The 21,521-nt window shown below is 60.7% G+C and carries 16 protein-coding genes; 12 read left to right on the top strand and 4 right to left on the bottom strand.

Annotation, left to right across the window (positions count from 1 at the left end; translation table 11 throughout):
* The first annotated feature begins 71 nt into the window (after nt 1-71).
* The 3 genes from LJX92_RS02655 (at nt 72) to LJX92_RS02665 (ending at nt 6,897) form a co-directional block, all read left to right on the top strand.
* Nucleotides 72-3,362, top strand: a complete 3,291-nt coding sequence (locus tag LJX92_RS02655) for a DUF2126 domain-containing protein (protein WP_223018754.1) — start codon at nt 72-74, stop codon at nt 3,360-3,362.
* 158 nt (nt 3,363-3,520) lie between these two features.
* Nucleotides 3,521-6,007, top strand: a complete 2,487-nt coding sequence (locus LJX92_RS02660) for a circularly permuted type 2 ATP-grasp protein (protein WP_032878180.1) — start codon at nt 3,521-3,523, stop codon at nt 6,005-6,007.
* On the top strand, nt 6,007-6,897 hold the full coding sequence (locus LJX92_RS02665) for a transglutaminase family protein (protein ID WP_223018753.1): 891 nt from the start codon (nt 6,007-6,009) through the stop codon (nt 6,895-6,897). Before LJX92_RS02660 ends, LJX92_RS02665 begins: the two co-directional genes overlap by 1 nt.
* Nucleotides 6,898-6,943: 46 nt before the next feature.
* On the opposite strand, the gene LJX92_RS02670 is transcribed toward LJX92_RS02665, so the two are convergent.
* Complete coding sequence (locus LJX92_RS02670; RefSeq protein ID WP_005784271.1) at nt 6,944-7,126, bottom strand: hypothetical protein; 183 nt, start codon at nt 7,124-7,126, stop codon at nt 6,944-6,946.
* A 332-nt stretch (nt 7,127-7,458) separates the two neighbouring features.
* Between LJX92_RS02670 and azu the strand changes: the two genes are divergently transcribed.
* Nucleotides 7,459-7,905, top strand: a complete 447-nt coding sequence (azu, locus tag LJX92_RS02675; RefSeq protein ID WP_032878176.1) for an azurin — start codon at nt 7,459-7,461, stop codon at nt 7,903-7,905.
* A 109-nt stretch (nt 7,906-8,014) separates the two neighbouring features.
* Here the strand turns inward: azu and nadE are convergent, their stop codons facing one another.
* The 3 genes from nadE to LJX92_RS02690 form a co-directional block, all read right to left on the bottom strand.
* A complete protein-coding gene (nadE, locus tag LJX92_RS02680; protein WP_078820150.1) occupies nt 8,015-8,842 on the bottom strand; it encodes an ammonia-dependent NAD(+) synthetase in 828 nt (275 codons plus the stop codon).
* A gap of 3 nt (nt 8,843-8,845) precedes the next feature.
* A complete protein-coding gene (gene pncB / locus LJX92_RS02685) occupies nt 8,846-10,060 on the bottom strand; it encodes a nicotinate phosphoribosyltransferase (RefSeq protein WP_005784275.1) in 1,215 nt (404 codons plus the stop codon).
* Between the two features lie 207 nt (nt 10,061-10,267).
* The gene (locus LJX92_RS02690; RefSeq protein WP_223018733.1) at nt 10,268-11,158 is read right to left on the bottom strand and encodes a LysR family transcriptional regulator; all 891 of its coding nucleotides are present in this window, start codon (nt 11,156-11,158) and stop codon (nt 10,268-10,270) included.
* Between the two features lie 153 nt (nt 11,159-11,311).
* Here LJX92_RS02690 and LJX92_RS02695 point away from each other — a divergent pair, with 153 nt between their 5' ends.
* The 8 genes from LJX92_RS02695 to LJX92_RS02730 all read left to right on the top strand — a co-directional run bounded on the left by LJX92_RS02695 (nt 11,312) and on the right by LJX92_RS02730 (nt 21,337).
* The gene (locus LJX92_RS02695; protein WP_223018732.1) at nt 11,312-12,802 is read left to right on the top strand and encodes an aldehyde dehydrogenase family protein; all 1,491 of its coding nucleotides are present in this window, start codon (nt 11,312-11,314) and stop codon (nt 12,800-12,802) included.
* Between the two features lie 170 nt (nt 12,803-12,972).
* Nucleotides 12,973-14,256: an NAD(P)/FAD-dependent oxidoreductase gene (locus LJX92_RS02700; RefSeq protein ID WP_032878169.1), complete on the top strand. Its 1,284-nt coding sequence runs from the start codon at nt 12,973-12,975 to the stop codon at nt 14,254-14,256.
* Between the two features lie 374 nt (nt 14,257-14,630).
* Nucleotides 14,631-15,767: a branched-chain amino acid ABC transporter substrate-binding protein gene (locus LJX92_RS02705; protein ID WP_032878167.1), complete on the top strand. Its 1,137-nt coding sequence runs from the start codon at nt 14,631-14,633 to the stop codon at nt 15,765-15,767.
* Between the two features lie 201 nt (nt 15,768-15,968).
* Nucleotides 15,969-16,883, top strand: a complete 915-nt coding sequence (locus tag LJX92_RS02710; protein WP_003188099.1) for an ABC transporter permease subunit — start codon at nt 15,969-15,971, stop codon at nt 16,881-16,883.
* 2 nt (nt 16,884-16,885) lie between these two features.
* Nucleotides 16,886-18,163, top strand: a complete 1,278-nt coding sequence (gene livM, locus LJX92_RS02715) for a high-affinity branched-chain amino acid ABC transporter permease LivM (RefSeq protein ID WP_005784284.1) — start codon at nt 16,886-16,888, stop codon at nt 18,161-18,163.
* Nucleotides 18,160-19,035 carry an ABC transporter ATP-binding protein gene (locus LJX92_RS02720; protein ID WP_005784285.1) on the top strand — a complete coding sequence of 292 codons (876 nt, stop codon included), beginning with the start codon at nt 18,160-18,162 and terminating at the stop codon, nt 19,033-19,035. Before livM ends, LJX92_RS02720 begins: the two co-directional genes overlap by 4 nt.
* The gene (locus LJX92_RS02725; protein ID WP_005784287.1) at nt 19,032-19,748 is read left to right on the top strand and encodes an ABC transporter ATP-binding protein; all 717 of its coding nucleotides are present in this window, start codon (nt 19,032-19,034) and stop codon (nt 19,746-19,748) included. Before LJX92_RS02720 ends, LJX92_RS02725 begins: the two co-directional genes overlap by 4 nt.
* Before the next feature lie 824 nt (nt 19,749-20,572).
* Nucleotides 20,573-21,337, top strand: coding sequence for an SDR family oxidoreductase (locus tag LJX92_RS02730; protein ID WP_032878165.1), 765 nt, complete (start codon nt 20,573-20,575; stop codon nt 21,335-21,337).
* Nucleotides 21,338-21,521 lie beyond the last annotated feature (184 nt).

Raw genomic sequence — 21,521 nt, forward strand, 5'->3', positions numbered from 1 at the left:
GCGCAATGAGGGCCGCTGTGGCATAAGTCTTGCGCGCGTTGTACTCATGCCCAGGCTCGCAGGAGGCCGCCGTGTCGATACATGTCGCGTTGCACCACGTTACGCATTACCGCTACGACCGTGCTGTCGAACTCGGCCCACAAATTGTGCGCTTGCGCCCGGCAGCCCATAGCCGCACGCGGATCCTGTCTTACGCGCTGAAAGTGCTGCCCGAGCAGCATTTCATCAATTGGCAGCAAGACCCCCAGGGCAATTACCTGGCGCGCCTGGTGTTCCCGGAAAAAACCGACCAACTGCGCATCGAAGTCGATCTGGTCGCCGAGATGGCGGTGTTCAATCCGTTCGACTTTTTCCTGGAACCCTACGCCGAAAAAATCCCCTTCAGCTACGCCGCCGATGAGCAGCGCGAGCTGGCGCCGTACCTGGAAACCTTGCCGCTGACGCCAAGGTTTGCCGCCTACCTGGCCGGTATTGACCGCACACCCTTGCCTGCGGTGGATTTCCTGGTTGGGCTGAACCAGCGCCTGGCCGCCGATATCGGCTACCTGATCCGCATGGAACCGGGCGTGCAAACCCCGGAATTCACCCTGGAAAACGCTTCCGGCTCCTGCCGCGACTCGGCCTGGCTGTTGGTGCAATTGCTGCGCAATCTTGGCTTGGCGGCGCGATTTGTCTCTGGTTATCTGATTCAGCTCACCGCTGACGTCAAAGCCCTCGACGGCCCCTCCGGCACCGAAGTGGACTTCACCGACCTGCACGCCTGGTGTGAAGTGTATTTGCCCGGCGCCGGCTGGATCGGCCTGGATGCCACCTCCGGTTTATTTGCCGGTGAAGGGCATATCCCATTGGCCTGCAGCCCCGATCCATCGTCTGCCGCACCCATCAGTGGGTTGGTGGAACCGTGCGAATGCGAATTTACTCATGAGATGTCGGTGGAGCGTATATGGGAAGCCCCTCGGGTAACCAAGCCCTACACCGAAGAACAATGGCTGGCGATCCAGGCCCTGGGCCGACAGATTGACGGCGACCTGCTCAAGCATGACGTGCGCCTGACCATGGGCGGCGAGCCAACTTTCGTGTCCATCGACGACCCCGACGGCGCCGAATGGAACACCGCCGCCCTGGGGCCGGACAAGCGTCGCCTGTCCGCCGAGCTGTTCCAGCGCCTGCGCCGGCACTATGCACCCCAGGGCCTGGTGCATTTCGGCCAGGGCAAGTGGTACCCCGGCGAGCAACTGCCGCGTTGGTCGCTCAATTGCTACTGGCGCCGCGATGGGGTGCCGATCTGGCACAACAGTGCGCTGATCGCCGATGAGCAAGAGGACTATGGGGCTGACGGCGCGATGGCCGGACGTTTCCTGGCCAGCGTCGCCGAGCGTCTGAAGTTGCCGGCGCGCTTTGTGTTCCCTGCCTTTGAGGACAACTTCTACTACCTGTGGCGCGAAGGCACACTGCCGCAAAACGTTAGCGCCCAGGACCCGCGCTTAAGCGACGAACTGGAGCGCGAACGCCTGCGCAAAGTCTTCGTCCAGGGCCTGGACAAGGTCATCGGCCAAGTGCTGCCGTTGGCGCGCACCGCCGCCAATGATCGCTGGCAGAGTGGGCGCTGGTACTTGCGCGATGACCACTGCCGCCTGGTGCCGGGCGATTCGCCGTTGGGTTATCGGCTGCCGTTGGCTTCGCAGCCGTGGGTGACAGCGGCGGAGTATCCGTTCATACACCCGACCGACCCGAACCAGGATCAGCCGCAGCTGCCTACGACCGCGCAGTTGCACAGCCACGACGAGCCGGCCCCAAGTGATGAGCGTGTGCCAAAGGTCGACGAATCCGCCGATTGGCTGACCCGCACTGCGCTGTGCGCTGAAGCGCGGGAAGGACGCCTGTACCTGTTCATGCCGCCGCTGGAACGCGTGGAGGATTATCTGGAGCTGGTGACGGCCATCGAGGCCACCGCCCAGGAACTGCATTGCCCCGTGTTGCTGGAAGGCTACGAGCCACCCGCCGACACACGCCTGAGCAATTTTCGCGTGACGCCGGACCCGGGTGTGATCGAGGTCAACGTGCAGCCATCCGCCACCTGGGATGAGTTGGTGGAACGCACCGAATTTCTTTACGAAGAAGCCCGGCAAACCCGCCTGACCACCGAGAAATTCATGATCGACGGGCGCCACACCGGCACCGGCGGTGGTAACCACTTCGTCCTCGGCGGTGCGACGCCCAAGGACTCACCATTCCTGCGTCGCCCCGATTTGCTGCGCAGTCTGATCAGCTACTGGCATAACCATCCGTCGCTGTCCTACCTGTTCTCCGGCCTGTTTATCGGCCCGACCTCCCAGGCGCCACGGGTGGATGAGGCGCGCAACGATGCGCTGTATGAACTGGAAATCGCCTTCGCGCAGATGCCGGCACCGGGCGAGGAATGCCCGCCGTGGTTGGTGGACCGCCTGTTGCGCAACTTGCTGATCGACGTGACCGGCAACACCCATCGCGCCGAATTTTGTATCGACAAACTCTACTCGCCGGAGGGTGCCACCGGCCGCCTGGGGCTGCTGGAGTTGCGCGCTTTCGAAATGCCACCCCATGCGCGCATGAGCCTGACTCAGCAATTGCTGCTGCGCGCGCTGGTCGCACGGTTCTGGCGCGAACCTTATGCGCCGCCGAAGCTGGCGCGTTGGGGCACCGAACTGCATGACCGCTTTTTGTTGCCGCATTTTATCGAACAGGACTTTGCCGACGTCATTGTCGAGCTCAACGCTGCCGGTTATCCGCTGCGGGCCGAGTGGTTTGCCGCGCATCTGGAGTTCCGCTTTCCCAAAGTGGGTGATTACGCCGTCAGCGGTATCGAACTGGAACTGCGCCAGGCCCTGGAGCCTTGGCATGTGCTGGGTGAGGAGGGCGCGGTAGGCGGCACGGTACGTTATGTGGATTCGTCCCTGGAGCGCCTGCAAGTCAAGTTGACTGGCCTGCCGGCGCAGCGCTATCTGCTGACCTGCAACGGCATACCCGTGCCGCTGCAACCGACCGGTCGGGTGGGAGAGTTTGTTGCCGGTGTGCGTTACCGCGCCTGGCAACCGGCCAACTGCCTGCAACCGACCATTGCAGTCCATGCGCCGTTGGTGTTCGACCTGCTCGACACCTGGATGCAGCGCTCGCTGGGTGGCTGCCAATACCATGTGGCGCATCCGGGCGGGCGCAATTACGACAGCTTGCCGGTCAATGCCAATGAGGCAGAGAGCCGGCGAATGGCGCGGTTTTTCCGGTTGGGGCATAGCCCGGGCAAGCTTGTGGTGCCGACTGTAGTGGTGAACGGTGAATTGCCAATGACCCTGGATTTGCGGCGTTTTACAAAAAATAAGGAATGAACATGATCCAAGTGTGGGAGCTGGCTTGCCTGCGATAGCGGTGGTTCAGTCGACAGTTCTGGTGACTGACACACCGCTATCGCAGGCAAGCCAGCTCCCACATTGGATCGTAGTGAATTTGAGTTAACCTGACTTCCCTTGCCTCTGCCGAGCGTTCCATGTCCGACTTGCTCGACCGTTACCCGCTGACCGCGGGCACCTATCACGAACTGCTGGACGCCGGCGGCGCGGTGCGTGCCCATTGGCAGCGCCTGCTCGACCATCTGCAACGCAGTACGCCCGCACAATTGGCCCAGCGCCAGGCGCTGCTGACGCGGCAGATCCAGGAAAACGGCGTGACCTATAACGTCTACGCCGACCCCAAGGGCGCTGATCGCCCGTGGGAGCTGGACCTGCTGCCCCATGTGCTGGCCGCTGATGAGTGGCGGCAGTTGTCGGCCGGTATCGCCCAGCGCGCGCGTCTGCTCAATGCGGTACTCGCCGACCTCTATGGTCCGCAACGCCTGATCAAAGAGGGGCTGTTGCCTGCCGAGCTGGTATTTGGGCATAACAACTTTTTATGGCCGTGCCAGGGTATCCAGCCGCCGGACGGTGCTTTTCTGCACCTGTACGCCGTGGATCTGGCGCGTACTCCCGATGGCCGTTGGTGGGTCACCGCCGACCGTACCCAGGCGCCGTCGGGCGCCGGCTACGCCTTGGAAAACCGCACCATTGTGTCTCGCGCCTTCCCGGATCTGTACCGTGATTTGCAGGTGCAGCACCTCACCGGTTTTTTTCGCACCTTGCAGGAAACCCTGGCCCGCCAGGCGCCCGGCGATGACCAGCCGCCACTGATCGTGCTGCTCACGCCGGGGCGTTTCAACGAAAGCTATTTCGAACATCTGTATCTCGCCCGCCAGCTCGGCTACCCACTGGTAGAAGGCGGCGACCTTACCGTGCGCGACAGCACGGTGTTCCTGAAAACCCTCAGCGGTCTGCGCCGGGTCCACGCGATCATGCGCCGCCTGGATGACGATTTCTGCGACCCTCTGGAGCTGCGTACCGACTCGGCCCTGGGCGTGCCCGGCCTGCTTGACGCCGTGCGCCAAGGCAATGTGCTGGTGGCCAATGCCTTGGGCAGCGGCGTGCTGGAGTCGCCGGGCTTGTTGGGGTTCCTGCCGAAGATCAACGAGTTCCTGTTCGGTGAAGCGCTGATCCTGCCGTCGATTGCCACCTGGTGGTGCGGCGAGGCACCGGTGCTGGCCGAGGCACTGGAGAAGCTCCCGGAACTGTTGATCAAGCCGGCGTTTCCTTCGCAAAGTTTCGCCCCGGTGTTCGGTCGTGATTTGAATGAACAACAACGCCAGGCCCTGGCCGAGCGGATGCGCGCGCGGCCTTACGCCTATGTCGCCCAGGAGCTGGCGCAGTTGTCCCAGGCGCCGGTGTGGCATACCGAAGAAGATCATCTGCAACACCGCGCCATCGGGATGCGTGTGTACGCGGTAGCCAGCGATGAGGGGTATCGCGTGCTGCCCGGTGGCCTGACCCGTGTGGCCGCCGACGCCGATGCCGAAGTGGTGTCGATGCAACGCGGCGGTGCGAGCAAGGACACATGGGTGCTCGGCGAGCGCGCCAGCGCTGGTGAACAGTGGCGTGCCCAGCGCGCCATTGGCGTGCATGATCTGGTGCGCCGCGACCCGTATCTGCCGTCGCGGGTGGTGGAAAACCTGTTCTGGTTTGGCCGTTATTGCGAACGCTGCGATGACAGTGCGCGCTGGCTGCGCATTGTGCTGGCGCGTTATGTCGACGGCGACGATCCGTTGGCATTGCAGGCGGCGGTCGAACTTGGAGAAAGCCTGCGCCTGTTGCCGGAGGAGGGCGAGCTACCGGAGCGTCTGCTCGCGGCCTTGCTCGGTGATGACTGGCCCTCAAGCCTGCGCGCCAATTTGCAGCGCTTGCAGTGGGCAGCGTCCCAGGTGCGCGGCAAGCTGTCGCGGGAAAACTGGCAGGCCCTGGTGGAGCTGCAACGCGAAGCCATGGAGCTGGAAAGCCAGGCCCCGGACTTCGGCGAGCTGCTGGATTTTCTCAACCGTTTGGTGATGTCTTTGGCGGCGCTGTCCGGGTTTGCCCTGGATGATATGACCCGCGATGAAGGCTGGCGCTTTTTGATGATGGGCCGGCGCATTGAGCGTCTGCAATTTCTGAGTACCAGCCTGGCAGCGTTCCTGCGCGGTGTGGCGGTGTTCGATCAGGCGGGGCTGGAGTGGTTGCTGGAGCTGGGCAACAGCAGCATCACCTATCGCTCGCGCTACCTGGCGGTGCCGCAGCTGATCCCGGTGCTCGACCTGTTGTTACTCGATGAGCAGAATCCCCATGCGGTGCTGTTCCAGCTCAAACTGGTGAGCCGTACCGTGCGTCGCCTCAATGATGATTTTGGGGTGCCCAGGGAAACCGGCCTCGCGCCGTTGGTGGAGCGCCTGGGGCGCTTTGACCTGGGGTGCCTGGAGAACCCGTTGTTTGGCGAGCCCAGCGTGCGTGCCGCGCTGGATGGCCTGGCCGACCTGCTGCAAGCGGTCGCCGATGAGAGCGGGCAAGTGTCGGATCGCCTGGCGCTGCGCCATTTTGCCCATGTGGATGATGTCAGCCAGCAAACGGTGTCGGTGTGATGAGTGCGCGCTATCAGATTTTTCACGATACCCATTACCACTACGACAGCCCGGTGTCCCTGGCCCAGCAGCTGGCGCATTTGTGGCCACGGCCGTGTGCGTGGCAGCGTTGCACCTGGCAAACCCTGGACATCAGCCCGCCGCCCTCTTCACGCCGTGATGAGCTGGACGTGTTTGGCAACCCGATCACGCGCCTGGCGTTCGAGCGTCCTCATGATGAGCTGCTGGTCAATGCCGGGTTGACCGTGGAAGTGCTGGCGCGACCCGCGCTGGATCTGGGGCAATCGCCGGCGTGGGACCGCACCCGTGACAGTTTTACCTACAGCAGCCAGGCGCTGTCGATGGAGGTGATTGAAGCCTGCCGCTATCGCTTCGAATCGCCTTACGTGCATCTGAAAAAAACCTTCGTCGAGTTCTCTGAAAGCTGCTTCCCGCCTGGCGAGCCGTTGTTGGTCGGCGCGCAGGCGTTGATGCAAAAGATTTTCAGCGAATTCACTTTTGATGCCGAAGCCACTCAGGTCGCCACGCCGCTGGTGGAGGTGCTGGAGCGCCGTCGCGGTGTGTGCCAGGACTTCGCCCACCTGATGCTCGCCTGCCTGCGCTCACGGGGCCTGGCGGCGCGCTACATCAGCGGCTACCTGCTGACCCAGCCACCGCCCGGCCAGCCACGGCTGATCGGCGCCGATGCGTCCCATGCGTGGGTCTCGGTGTTCTGCCCGCGGTCGGGCTGGGTGGATTTCGATCCGACCAACAATGTGCAGCCGGCACTGGAGCACATCACTCTGGCCTGGGGCCGGGATTTCTCCGATGTGTCGCCGTTGCGTGGGGTGATTCTGGGAGGCGGGAGCCATGACCCGGAGGTGCGGGTGACGGTGATGCCGCTGGAGTAGCGGTGGGTTGGGGTGAACAGGGAGGGCCTGCTCACCCCAACAAAATTTATTCAGCCGGGTCTTTCGGGGTTTCGGTCTCGTCAGTTGCTGCTTCACCTTCCGCATCCGGGTTCAGCGCGCCGGCTTCTTCGTCTGCAGCGGCTTTCTTGCGTTGCAGCTTTTCCTCTTTCTTCTGTTCCTTTGCCAAGTCTCTCTGACGTTTGGCGAAGGAGTAATTAGGTTTGGCCATGGGCGATCCTCTAGGGTCGAAGGTGAGGGTAGGCGGCGCGCAGCTGCCTTGGGTCGTCATGGTAGCAGCTTCAGGGGGCCCTTTGCTTTCACTTACCGCAGGCGTAGGCGGCCAGCAGGCCGTTGAACAGGTGATTGAGGTGCATGGCATGAACTCCCGTGAGTGATGGGGCGATCATAGGCAGGGTGCGGCAGTTTGGCTGGTTGATTGTGTTGATCAACCTGATAGCCTAAAGTTGTATACAATCTGTTGATGCAGATCATAAGAAACTAAGCCTGCTTGAGGCACCCTTGTCGCAATACGCGTTTTCTAACCCTGCCCTGGAGATTCACATGTTCGCCAAACTCGTTGCTGTTTCCCTGCTGACTCTGGCTAGCGGCCAGTTGCTTGCTGCAGAGTGCAAGGTCACTGTCGACTCCACCGACCAGATGTCTTTCAATACCAAAGAAATCACCATCGACAAGAGCTGCAAGCAGTTCACCGTTGAGCTGACTCACTCGGGCAACCTGCCCAAGAACGTGATGGGGCATAACTGGGTGCTGACCACTGAAGCCCACATGCAGCCTGTAGCTACTGACGGTATGGCTGCAGGTATCGATAAGGATTATCTGAAAGCCGGTGATGACCGCATCATCGCCCACACCAAGATCATTGGTGCTGGCGAGAAAGACTCGGTGACCTTCGACGTCTCCAAGCTTAAAGCCGATGAGAAGTACAGCTTCTTCTGCTCGTTCCCTGGCCACATCTCGATGATGAAAGGCACTGTGGTTCTGAAGTAAGACCGCGTTATCGTTCATCGCAGGCAAGCCAGCTCCCACATTCGACCGCATTCTCATGTTGGAACTCGGTCAAGTGTGGGAGCTGGCTTGCCTGCGATGGCGGTCTACCTCACGGCGCAAACGGCATCACCCGCTTGTGCTCAGTCTTGCGATACGTCTCGCAGATAATCCTGAACGCTTCCTCACGCACCGGCTCACCGTGCAGGAACGCATCAATCTCTGCATAGGTCACGCCATGTGACGCTTCGTCCGGCTTGCCCGGCGACAAGTCTTCCAGGTCCGCCGTCGGGATCTTTTCTACCAGTGACTCGGGCGCACCAAAATGCCGGGCAATCGCTCGCACCTGGTTTTTCACCAGCCCGCTCAATGGCGCCAGATCGCAGGCACCATCACCGAACTTGGTGAAAAAGCCCATCACCGCTTCCGCCGCATGGTCGGTACCAATGACCAGGCCACTGGCCGCGCCGGCGATGGTGTACTGCGCCACCATGCGCATACGCGCCTTGGTGTTGCCCAGTACGAAGTCGCGGGACACCGCCGCCTTGCCTTCAAACGCTGCGACTTCATTGGCCAGGGCTTTGACCGCCGGGCCGATGTTGACGGTGTGGCGCTCGTCTGGCTCGATGAAGTCCACCGAAGCTTGGGCTTCGTGTTCGTCGAACTGGGTTTCATAGGGCAGGCGCACGGCGATAAAGCGATAAGCCTCATCGCCAGTGCTGGCGCGCAGTTCCTGCACGGCACGTTGGGCCAACAGGCCTGCGGTCAGGGAGTCGACGCCGCCGCTGATGCCCAGCACCAGGGCCTTGAGCCCGGAATTGCGCAGGCAGTCCTGGATAAAGGCTACGCGCCTGGCGACTTCTGCCTCCAGTGCGGCCTGGTCTTTGAACGGCGCTTGCACCTTGAGCTGCTGCGCAATCTCACGCTGTACGGCTTGCATGCTTCACTCCTTGCTGGATAGGGCAGGTACTTTGAAAACGTGACGCAAATAGGCGACAAAATTCGGGTCGGTGCAATGGGTCTTGCCCGCTTCATCGGAAATCTTGGCGACGGGCTGGCCATTGCAGGCGGTCATTTTAAGCACGATGCTCATCGGTTCCACCCCCGGAATGTCGCAGGTGAGGTTGGTGCCGATACCAAAGCTCACATTGATCCGACCCCGCAATGCGCGGAATATTTCCAACGCCTTGGGCAGCGTCAGACTGTCGGAGAACACCAGGGTCTTGCTCATCGGCTCGATGCCCAGCTTGTGATAGTGAGCGATGGCTTTTTCCGCCCACTGAATCGGATCACCGGAGTCGTGGCGCAGGCCGTCGAACAGCTTGGCGAAGTACAAGTCGAAGTCGCCGAGGAAGGCGTCAGTGGTGATGCAATCGGTCAGGGCAATGCCCAGCAGGCCACGGTACTCACGCACCCAGCAATCCAGGGCGGCGATCTGGCTGTCGATCAGGCGTGGGCCGAGTTGCTGGTGGGCCATGATCCATTCATGGGCCATGGTACCCAGCGGTTTCATATCGAATTCGCGAGCCAGGTGCACGTTGCTGGTGCCGACAAAGCGCCCTGGGAAGTCGTGTTTGAGCACGCTTACCACTTCTTCCTGCACGCGGTACGAGAAGCGGCGGCGCGTGCCGAAGTCGGCCACTTGCAGTTCCGAGAGTTCATCGCTGGCGGCATTGGCCGTCAGCCAATCGAACTTGCGGTACAGCTGTTCGCGGGCCTGTTCGAGGATCACGGTCTGGTAGCGATAGCGGTTACGCACTTCGCTGACGATGGCCAGCATCGGCACTTCAAACAGGATCACATGCAGCCACGGTCCGCGCAGGCGGATAAACAACTCACCGTTCTCGATACCGGTCTGCACATACCGCAGATTGAAGCGGAACAGCCCGAGGAAGCGCAAAAAATCCGGCTTCATAAAGCTGATGCGTTCCAGAAAACCCAATTGATCGGGGCTCAGGCTCAACTCGGCGAGGCGTTCGATCTGGTAACGGATCTCCGCCAGGTACGGGCGCAGGTCTTCGCTGTTGCGGCAACGGAACTCCCATTCAACTTCCACATTGGGGTAGTTGTGCAGCACCGCCTGCATCATGGTCAGCTTGTAGAAGTCGGTGTCGAGCAGGTTCTGCACGATGCGATCGGCAAACACACTCTCGCTCATAACGGGAATCTCCAGACGGCTCGGCGATGGGCGCCGGCCTTTACGCACAATTAAGGAAGGGGGCTAGTGGCGCATAGACGTGGGTCGGTTTGCCAGTGATTTTTTTGCCACGGCCACTGGCGCTATCGGGAGCAAGCCCCCTCCCACAGGTTGAAATGCGTTCCAAATGTGGGAGGGGGTTTGCTCCCGATAGCGGTATTCCAGGCACTAAATAACCTGCTCAAGCATCCACTTCACAAATTCCCTGACCTTCGGCACCTCCGCCGAATGCTCCGGATAAGCCAGGTAATACGCATCCTGGCTCGGCATCGCATGTTGCCAGGGAATCACCAGCTTGCCCTCGGTCAACTCCTCTTCCACCAGAAAGCGCGGCAACAGCGCCACGCCACAACCCACTTGCGCGGCCCGAATGCACATATAGAAGGTGTCGAACCGCGGCCCGTGGTAGCTGTGCTCGGTGTGGAAGCCCTGGCTGGCGAACCAGTCATGCCAGCCCTGGGGCCGCGAGGCGTTTTGCAGCAACACCAGGTCGCTCAGTTGCGTGGGGTCGGTGAAAGGCTGCGTCGGCAGGCTCTCCGGCGCGCATACCGGCACCAGCTCTTCACTGAACAGCTTCAGGCTCTCGGTACCAGGGCGTGCGCCCTGGCCGAAATAGAACGCCATGTCAGCCTTGCCTTGCAGCAGCTCGTCCGGCTGCTGTTCGTTGCACAGGTCCAGGTGGATCTGCGGGTGACGCAGGCGCCAACCCTTGAGGCGCGGCACCAGCCAGCGCGCGCCGAAGGTATAGGGCGTGGACACGCGCAGCACCTCGGTCTCGCCTCCGTAGGAGCGCAGGTAATGGGTAGACATCTCCACCTGGGTGAGGATCTTGCGCACTTCCACCAGGTACAGATCGCCCGCCGGGGTCATCTGCAAGCGGCGGCGTACCCGGCGAAACAGCAGGTGCTGCAACAACTCTTCCAACTGCGCCACCTGTTTGCTCACGGCGCTTTGTGTGAGGTTCAGCTCTTCGGCGGCGCGGGTGAAGCTCAGGTGGCGGGTGGCGGCTTCGAAGCACTGCAGAGCGGTGATCGACGGCAAATGTCTTTTGTTCAGCACGGCTTGCCTCTTTTTATTCTTTGCATGAATAAACGGAATGATATCTCGCCTAATCGTCGTTTGTTGGCAAGTCTTGGGCCAGCTACAAATAGGGCCAGGATCGCCGTGCGTATTGCGGCGCGAATTTTTGTATGCAGATTGAAGGAGTGACCCATGGTTGCCGCATTGCTTGATCGTCTCGGGGTAAACCCGGCGCTGTACCAGGCGGGCAAACAGCCCGTGCATTCGCCGATTGATGGCAGCCGTATCGGCAGTGTGCACTGGGAAGGCGCCGCCGAGGTGGAGCAACAGGTCAGTCGTGCCGAGCATGCATTTGAGGCTTGGCGCAAAGTGCCGGCGCCGCGGCGTGGCGAGCTGGTGCGCCAGTTTGGCGACGTACTGCGCCAATACAAGGCCGAACTGGGCGAACTGGTCTCCTGGGAAGCCGGCAAGATCACCCAGGAAGGCTTGGGTGAAGTCCAGGAAATGATCGACATCTGCGACTTCGCCGTGGGCCTGTCCCGACAGTTGTACGGCTTGACCATCGCCTCCGAGCGCCCAGGCCACCATATGCGTGAAACCTGGCACCCGCTGGGCGTGGTCGGGGTGATCAGCGCCTTCAACTTCCCGGTGGCCGTATGGGCCTGGAACACCGCGCTGGCATTGGTGTGCGGCAACGCGGTGATCTGGAAACCCTCTGAAAAGACCCCGCTCACTGCCCTGGCGTGCCAGGCGCTGTTCGAGCGCGTATTGAGCAAGTTTGATGATGCTCCCGAGTACCTGAGCCAGGTGATCATCGGCGGCCGCGACGCCGGCGCCGCGCTGGTGGACGATCCGCGTGTGGCCCTGATCAGTGCCACCGGCAGTACGCGCATGGGCCGCGAAGTGGCGCCGAAAGTCGCGGCGCGCTTCGCCCGTAGCATTCTTGAACTGGGTGGCAACAACGCGATGATCCTCGGCCCAAGCGCCGACCTGGACATGGCCGTGCGCGCCATCCTGTTCAGCGCCGTCGGCACTGCCGGCCAACGCTGCACCACCTTGCGCCGGCTGATCGCCCATGAATCGGTCAAGGAGGACATCGTCACCCGCCTCAAGGCTGCCTACTCCAAGGTGCGCATCGGTCACCCGCTGGAAGGCAACCTGATCGGCCCGCTGATCGACAAGCAGGGTTTTGACAACATGCAGGACGCCCTGGAGCAAGCCTTGAGCGAAGGCGGCAAGGTGTTCGGCGGCAAGCGCCAACTGCAAGACACATTCCCCAACGCTTACTACGTCTCGCCGGCAATTGTGGAAATGCCCGAGCAAAGCGACGTGGTGTGTACGGAAACCTTCGCGCCGATTCTCTACGTGGTCGGCTACACCGACTTCGCCGAAGCCCTGCGCTTGAACAACGCGGTGCCACAGGGGCTGTCGTCATGCATCTTCACCACGGATGTGCGTGAAGCCGAGCAATTCATGTCGGCGGTGGGCAGTGATTGCGGGATTGCCAACGTCAATATCGGCCCGAGCGGCGCGGAGATCGGGGGGGCCTTTGGTGGTGAAAAAGAGACTGGCGGCGGGCGAGAGTCGGGTTCGGATGCGTGGCGCGGGTATATGCGCCGCCAGACCAATACCGTGAACTACTCGCTGGAATTGCCTCTGGCCCAAGGCATTACCTTCGACTGAGCCCTCGCGTCGAAGTGAGATCAAAATGTGGGGGGGCTTGCTCCCGATAGCAGTGTTTCAGTCAGCAAATCTGTAGCTGACCCACCGCTATCGGGAGCAAGCCCCCTCCCACATTTGATCAGATTTTCAATTCTGAAAAGTTGTTTGTTAGGTCTCATCGGAGTCTGGCAATGGCACTACGCGAAACATGTTTATGGGAACACCTCACCCCCGGCCGGCCGGATCGTGCCGCGCTCAGGGGCGCGCTCAAGGTGGATGTCTGCGTGATCGGTGCCGGTATCACCGGTTTGTCGGCGGCCATTCATTTGCTGGAGCAGGGTAAAAGCGTTGCCGTGCTGGAGGCCCATCGTACCGGCCATGGCGGTTCGGGGCGTAACGTCGGGTTGGTCAATGCCGGCATGTGGATCCCGCCAGACGAGATCGAAGCCGGGTTCGGCACGGCGGTTGGCAGCCAGCTCAACCGCATGTTGGGCGCAGCGCCGGCCCTGGTATTCAGCCTGATCGACAAATACAAGATCGATTGCCAATTGCGCCGCGAGGGCACCTTACACATGGCCCACAACGCCCGTGGCGAGGCGGATTTGCGCAGTCGTGAAGAGCAATGGAAGCGCCGTGGCGCGCCGGTCGAATTGCTCACCGGGCAGGCGTGTGAGCAAGCTACCGGCACCCAAAAAATCTCCGCCGCCTTGCTCGATCGACGGGCCGGCACCCTGAACCCCATGGCCTACACCACGGGCTTGGCGAATGCCGCCGCAGCGCTGGGCGGGCAGTTGTTTGACCATTCCCCGGTCACCCAGCTTGAGCGCCAAGGTGCCGATTGGTCGGTGCAGACCGCCGAGGGCGCGGTGCAGGCCGCTCAGGTGGTGATCGCCTCTAACGCCTACACCGAAGGCGAATGGACCGAGTTGCGGCGCAATTTTTTCCCCGGCTATTACTATCAGGTGGCGTCAGCGCCGCTGACCGATGATGCCGCCCGGCAAATCCTCCCCGGTGGCCAGGGCTCGTGGGATACGCGCCAGGTACTGAGCAGCATCCGTCGCGATGCCGATGGCCGTCTGTTGCTTGGCAGCCTGGGCAATGGCAACCAGAAACCTGCCTGGTTCCTCAAGGCGTGGGCCGATCGGGTGCAGCAGCACTACTTCCCGTATCTCAAATCGGTGCAGTGGGAATACACCTGGACCGGCTGCATCGCGTTTACCCCAGACCATCTGATGCGCCTGTTCGAACCCGCCCCTGGCCTGGTCGCAGTCACCGGCTATAACGGGCGCGGTGTGACCACCGGCAGTGTGGTCGGCAAGGCGTTTGCCGACTATCTGTGTCACCAGAATCCCCAGGCCTTGCCGATCCCCTTTGCACCGATGCAGCCACTGGCGGGTGCAGGTCTGCGCAGTTGCCTGTATGAAGCAGGATTCTCGCTGTATCACGCCGGGCAATGTCTGAGGATCGTGATCTGATCAGCGAAATACCGCTCAAAAGCCTGCTTTTTCTTAGCAGGCTACCCATCTGTATTGGTGCAAGGCGTAGCAATCACGCACTGTAAATGTGCAGTTCCGTTACGCACGTTGTTACAGGTGTAGGAACTGTCGTTTATCCCTCTGGTTGCAGCTGCGACCTGGCGGGGTTGTACTTTTTTGGTTCGTTGGTTGCACCTATCGGGGCTAGACGGTTGCACGTCCTGGCAAAAGGCGTCGAAACGCCTGTAATAACAATGACACCGTGTCTTTTTGAAGAATAAAAAAGTAATGGCACGCGGCTTGCTCTGAGCTTTCAGTGAAAAGTTTGAATGCAAGTTGTCGTGCCAAAAATCAAAAATATCGGAGCACCACTCATGTCCCAGACGTTTTACAAGAAAGGTTTTCTGGCCCTCGCCGTTGCAGCGGCGCTGGGTGTTTCTACGTTTGTTCAAGCTGATGTGAAAATTGGTGTGGCGGGCCCGATGACGGGTGCCAACGCCGCTTTCGGTGAGCAGTACATGAAGGGTGCCCAGGCGGCAGCCGACGTTATCAACAAGGCCGGCGGCATCAACGGCGAGCAGATCAAGCTGATTGCCGGCGATGACGCCTGCGAACCCAAGCAAGCCGTGGCCGTGGCCAACCGCCTGGCGGACCAGGACAAGGTGATCGGCGTGGTCGGGCACTTCTGCTCGTCCAACACCATCCCGGCGTCTGAGGTCTACGACGAAGCCGGCATCATCGCCATCACCCCAGGCTCCACCAATCCACAGGTCACCGAGCGCGGCCTGGCCGCGATGTTCCGTATGTGCGGGCGTGACGACCAGCAAGGCATCGTCGCCGGCGACTACATCGTCGATGTGCTCAAGGGCAAGAAAGTCGCGGTGATCAACGACAAGGACACCTACGGCAAAGGCCTGGCCGACGCCACCGCTGCGCAGTTGACCAAGCGTGGCGTCAAGCCGGTGCTGGAAGAGGGCCTGACCCGTGGCGAGAAAGACTTCAGCGCCCTGGTCACCAAGATCCGCTCCCTGGGCGCCGACGTCGTGTACTTCGGCGGCTTGCATCCAGAGGCCGGCCCATTGGTGCGCCAGATCCGTGAAGCGGGCCTCAAAGACGTCAAGTTCATGTCCGATGACGGCGTAGTGACCGACGAACTGGTGGCGACCGCCGGTGGTGCGCAGTACGTCGATGGCGTCTACATGACCTTCGGCGCCGATCCGCGCCTGTTGCCGGACAGCAAGACCGTGGTTGAAGAGTTCCGCAAAAACGGCACCGAGCCTGAAGGCTACACCCTGTATGCCTACGCCTCGATCCAGGCCCTGGCCGCCGGCTTCAACGGTGCCAAGTCCAACAAGGGCGAAGACGCGGCCAAGTGGCTCAAGGCCAACCCCGTGCAGACGGTAATGGGCAAGAAGGAATGGGACGGCAAAGGTGACCTGAAAGTCTCTGACTATGTGGTTTACCAGTGGGACAAGGACGGTAAGTACCATCAGCTGGAAAAACAGAAGTAAGGCTGAGCACCACAGTTCCAATGTGGGAGGGGGCTTGCTCCCGATAGCGCAGTGTCAGCCAACACATGCATGACTGACCCACCGAAATCGGGAGCATGCCCCCTCCCACAGGGGAACGGTGTTGTTATTGAGATCTGTTTTTTCCTCCAGAAGCGCCGCACACCCACCGGTGTGCAGGTGCTCACCGCGTGAGATTGCGTTATGGATGGTATTTTCCTGCAGCAACTGGTCAACGGCCTGACCCTCGGGTCGGTCTATGGCCTGATCGCCATCGGCTACACAATGGTCTATGGCATCATTGGCATGATCAACTTCGCCCACGGCGAGGTTTATATGATTTCCGCTTACCTCGCGGCGATCAGTCTGGCACTGCTGGCTTACTTCGGCATCGAATCCTTCCCGCTGCTCATTCTCGGCACCTTGATCTTCACCGTGGTCGTCACCGGCGTGTACGGTTGGGTCATTGAACGGGTCGCCTATAAACCGTTGCGCAACTCCACCCGACTGGCTCCGCTGATCAGCGCCATCGGCATCTCGCTGATCCTGCAGAACTACGCACAGATCGCCCAGGGCGCCAAGCAACAAGGTATCCCGACCCTGCTGGCCGGCGCCTGGCGCGTCGATATCGGCACTGGCTTCGTGCAACTGACCTACACCAAAGTGTTCATCCTAGTGGCGGCATTCGCCGGCATGGCGTTGCTCACCTACATCATCAAGTACACCAAGCTGGGTCGCATGTGCCGCGCCACCCAGCAAGACCGCAAGATGGCCTCGATCCTGGGCATCAACACCGACCGGGTGATCTCCTACGTGTTCGTCATCGGCGCGGCCATGGCTGCCCTGGCCGGCGTGCTTATCACCCTCAACTACGGCACCTTCGACTTCTATGCCGGCTTCATCATCGGCATCAAGGCGTTTACCGCGGCGGTACTCGGCGGCATCGGCTCCCTGCCTGGGGCGATGCTGGGCGGGATCATCCTTGGTATCTCCGAGTCGCTGTTCTCGGGGTTGATCAACTCTGACTACAAAGATGTGTTCAGTTTCTCCCTGCTGGTGGTGATTCTGATTTTCCGTCCCCAGGGCCTGCTTGGTCGCCCACTCGTGGCGAAGGTGTAAACATGTCTGCTGCCAAATCTATCGATATCAAGAAAAGTGTGGTCGATACGGTCCTCGCCGGGCTGATTTCGCTGATCGTGTTCGGGCCCATCGTCGGCGTAGTGCTCGACGGCTACAGCTTCAACCTGGAGCCGCTGCGCGTTGCCACGTTGGTCGCCATCGTCATGGCTGGCCGTTTTGCCCTCAGCCTGTTCCTGCAAACCCCCAAGGGCGTGAAGATTCTGCAGGGTTTTGAAAGCAGCGGCTCGGGTGTGCACGTGCTGCCACCGGACTACAAATCGCGGTTGCGCTGGATCATCCCGGCGTTGATCGTGATCGCCATCGTGTTCCCGATCTTCGCCAACAAATACCTGCTGACCGTGGTGATTCTCGGGCTGATCTACGTGTTGCTTGGCCTTGGCCTGAACATCGTGGTGGGCCTGGCCGGCCTGCTCGACCTGGGTTACGTGGCGTTCTATGCCATCGGTGCCTACGGCCTGGCGCTGGGTTATCAATACCTCGGCCTGGGGTTCTGGACGGTGCTGCCGCTGGCGGCAATCGCGGCGGCACTGGCGGGGTGCATACTCGGCTTCCCGGTGCTGCGAATGCACGGTGACTACCTGGCCATCGTGACCCTGGGCTTTGGTGAAATCATCCGCCTGGTGCTCAACAACTGGCTGTCATTCACCGGCGGCCCCAACGGTATGCCGGTGCCTTCGCCAACCTTCCTGGGCCTGGAGTTCGGCAAGCGTGCAAAGGATGGCGGCATCCCGTTTCACGAGTTCTTCGGCATCGATTACAACCCCAACATCAAGTTCATGTTCATCTATATCGTGCTGTTTCTGGTGGTGCTGGCCGTGCTGTACATCAAGCATCGCCTCACGCGTATGCCGGTCGGTCGCGCCTGGGAAGCCTTGCGTGAAGATGAAATCGCCTGTCGTTCCATGGGCCTGAATCACGTATTGGTCAAGCTCTCGGCGTTCACCATTGGGGCTTCCACTGCCGGATTGGCGGGTGTGTTTTTTGCCAGTTACCAGGGCTTCGTCAACCCGTCGTCGTTTACCTTCTTCGAGTCGGCTTTGATCCTCGCCATCGTGGTGTTGGGCGGCATGGGCTCGACAGTCGGCGTGGTGATTGCGGCATTCGTGCTGACCGTGGCGCCTGAATTGCTGCGCAGCTTCTCCGAATACCGTGTGCTGCTGTTTGGCGTGTTGATGGTGGTGATGATGATCTGGAGACCGCGTGGCTTGATTCGGATCAGCCGCACCGGTGTGACGCCACGCAAGGGGGTAGCGCCATGAGCAAGGAAGTCGTGCTATCTGTCGAACACCTGATGATGCACTTCGGTGGCATCAAGGCCCTGAGCGATGTCAGCCTCAAGGTCGAACGCAACTCGATATTTGCCCTGATCGGCCCCAACGGCGCCGGCAAAACCACGGTGTTCAACTGCCTCACCGGCTTTTACAAAGCCAGCGGCGGCAAGATCGAACTCAACGTGCGCGGCAAGCAAACCAACGTCATCCAGTTGTTGGGTGAGCGCTTTGAGGCCACCGACTTCGTGTCGCCCAAAAGCTTCCTCAGCCGCGTGTACTACAAGATGTTCGGCGGCACCCACCTGGTAAACCGCGCCGGCCTGGCACGGACCTTCCAGAACATTCGCCTGTTCAAGGAAATGTCGGTGCTGGAAAACCTGCTGGTGGCCCAGCACATGTGGGTCAACCGCAACATGCTCGCGGGCATCCTCAATACCAAGGGCTACCGCAAGGCTGAAAGTGATGCACTGGACTGTGCGTTCTACTGGCTGGAGGTTGTGGACCTGGTGGACTGCGCCAACCGCCTGGCTGGCGAGCTCTCCTACGGCCAGCAGCGCCGCCTGGAGATCGCCCGCGCCATGTGCACGCGGCCGCAGATCATCTGCCTGGACGAACCGGCAGCGGGCCTCAACCCTCAGGAAACCGAAGCCCTCAGCGCGATGATTCGCCTGCTGCGCGACGAACACGACCTCACGGTGGTGCTGATCGAACACGACATGGGCATGGTGATGAGTATTTCCGACCACATTGTGGTGCTGGACCACGGCAACGTGATCGCCGAAGGCGGCCCCGACGCGATCCGCAACGACCCGAAAGTGATCGCCGCCTACCTGGGCGCGGACGAAGAGGAGTTGGTATGAGCGCACCTATCCTCGAAATGAAGGACCTGGACGTGTTCTACGGCCCGATCCAGGCGTTGAAGAAAGTCTCGCTGCACATCAACGAAGGCGAAACCGTCAGCCTGATCGGCTCCAACGGCGCGGGAAAGTCCACGCTGCTGATGTCGATCTTCGGCCAGCCTCGGGCCGAGTCGGGGCAGATTCTGTACAACGGCGTCGACATTACCCACAAGTCGTCCCACTACATCGCCTCCAACGGCATTGCGCAGTCGCCGGAAGGGCGGCGGGTGTTCCCCGACATGACCGTCGAGGAAAACCTGCTGATGGGCACCATCCCCATTGGCGACAAGTTTGCCAGCGAGGATATGCAACGCATGTTCGAGCTGTTCCCCAGGCTCAAGGAGCGGCGTAACCAGCGCGCCATGACCATGTCCGGCGGCGAGCAGCAAATGCTCGCCATCGCTCGTGCGCTGATGAGCCGGCCCAAACTGTTGCTGCTCGACGAGCCAAGCCTGGGACTGGCGCCGATTGTGGTGAAGCAGATCTTTTCTACCCTGCGCGAGCTGGCGTCTACCGGGATGACCATCTTCCTGGTGGAGCAGAACGCCAACCATGCGCTGCGCTTGTCGGATCGGGCGTATGTGATGGTCAATGGCGAGATTCGCCTGACGGGCACCGGTAAAGAGCTGCTGGTGAACGAGGAAGTGCGCAACGCCTACCTGGGCGGTCACTGACCTCAAGTCCAGACACATCACCCCTGTGGGAACCTGGCCTTATGTGGGAGCCGGGCTTGCCCGCGATAGCATCACCTCGGTTTAGCTGGCATACCGAGGTGGCTGCATCGCAGGCAAGCCAGCTCCCACCCAAGGCCCGGTTCCCACATTTGTTTTTGCGGTGTCAACAAGCCCTCCACCAAATTGTGGAAAACAAATCCAGCCCACCTCCAAAGCGCGACATATAGCCGCCGCAAATTCCTGTTTTGTCACAGTTTTGACTTGTCCCCATCCACTGTGGAACCGGCTGTGGGTAACGTGGGTGTACTTGGCTGAAAGCCTTTGAATACGGGGCCTGTAGCGTTGTGGTTGTTTTTTGATCGGTGGTTTTTTCTCGACCCTCTACCGGCTTTGTCAACCTGTTTAAAGACACAGGTATATGACCGGAATATGTCCATCCAGCCTGTGGATAAGTCTGTGACTAAACTCTGGAAAGACGCCCGCAGGGGCCGGAATGACTGGCCTGAAGCCATCGTTGCGTTTTTCCGAATTTTTCAGGGGCTACATACGCCCCAGCCAAGGTCAAGCAAAAAACTTTCTAAAAACGCCTGCAAGCCTTGTACACAGTGGCTTCGAGCGATTTGCACTTGCCCCCAAAGACTGTGGGCGCAGTTGTGGATAACCTGCGCGCATATGGCTGCAGGCCACGGTTTATAAGGCTTTGCTTGGGGTGGTTAAAAAACGCACAGTTGCGTGTGAAGTTACGTGCGTAGCGGTTGCCGCAGCCGCGGCGGAAGGGCATTCTGCTGGCAACTTTTTTCCCCGATGCACTCAAGGAGAACACCATGTCCGACACGCTATTCATTACTGGCGCTACTTCAGGTTTCGGCGAGGCCTGTGCCCGTCGTTTTGCCGAAGCCGGCTGGAAACTGGTGCTCACCGGTCGTCGTGCCGAGCGCTTGAATGCCTTGGTCGAAGAACTTTCCAGGCAGACCGAAGTGCATGGCCTGGTGGTGGATGTGCGCGATCGCAAAGGCATGGAGGAGGCCATCGCCAACTTGCCGCCGTCGTTCGCCAAACTGCGTGGCCTGATCAACAACGCTGGCCTGGCCGTGGGCACTGATCCGGCCCCCAAGTGCGACCTCGACGACTGGGAAACCATGGTCGACACCAATATCAAGGGCCTGCTGACCACTACCAACCTGCTGCTGCCGCGCCTGATTGCTCATGGCCGTGGTGCGGGGATCATCAACCTGGGTTCCATCGCCGGTAACTACCCGTACCCCGGCAGCCATGTGTATGGCGGCTCCAAGGCGTTCGTGAAGCAGTTCTCGTTGAACCTGCGCTGCGACCTGCAAGGCACTGGCGTGCGTGTGACCAACATCGAGCCGGGCCTGTGCGAGAGCGAGTTCTCGCTGGTGCGCTTTGGCGGTGACCAGGCGCGTTATGACGCCACCTACGCAGGTGCCGAGCCGATCCAGCCGCAGGATATTGCCGATACGATTTTCTGGGTGATGAATACGCCGGCGCACGTGAATATCAACCGGTTGGAGCTGATGCCTGTGAGCCAGACCTGGGCTGGGTTTGCGATTGAGCGGGGGGCCAAATAGGGCCTTAGACCGCGTCGCCTGCATCGGGGGCAAGCCCCCTCCCACATTGATCGGGTTCGCAGATCAAGTGTGGGAGGGGGCTTGCCCCGATAGCGGTAAATCGGCCAAAAACAGGCCATAAGGTACACTCCGCTCCTGAAAACCCTCCGCACTGTGCGGTTTAAAGGTTTTGACAGGAGGAAAT

Origin of the sequence: Pseudomonas sp. HN8-3 (assembly GCF_020790195.1) — a bacterium.
GTDB lineage: Bacteria > Pseudomonadota > Gammaproteobacteria > Pseudomonadales > Pseudomonadaceae > Aquipseudomonas > Aquipseudomonas synxantha_A.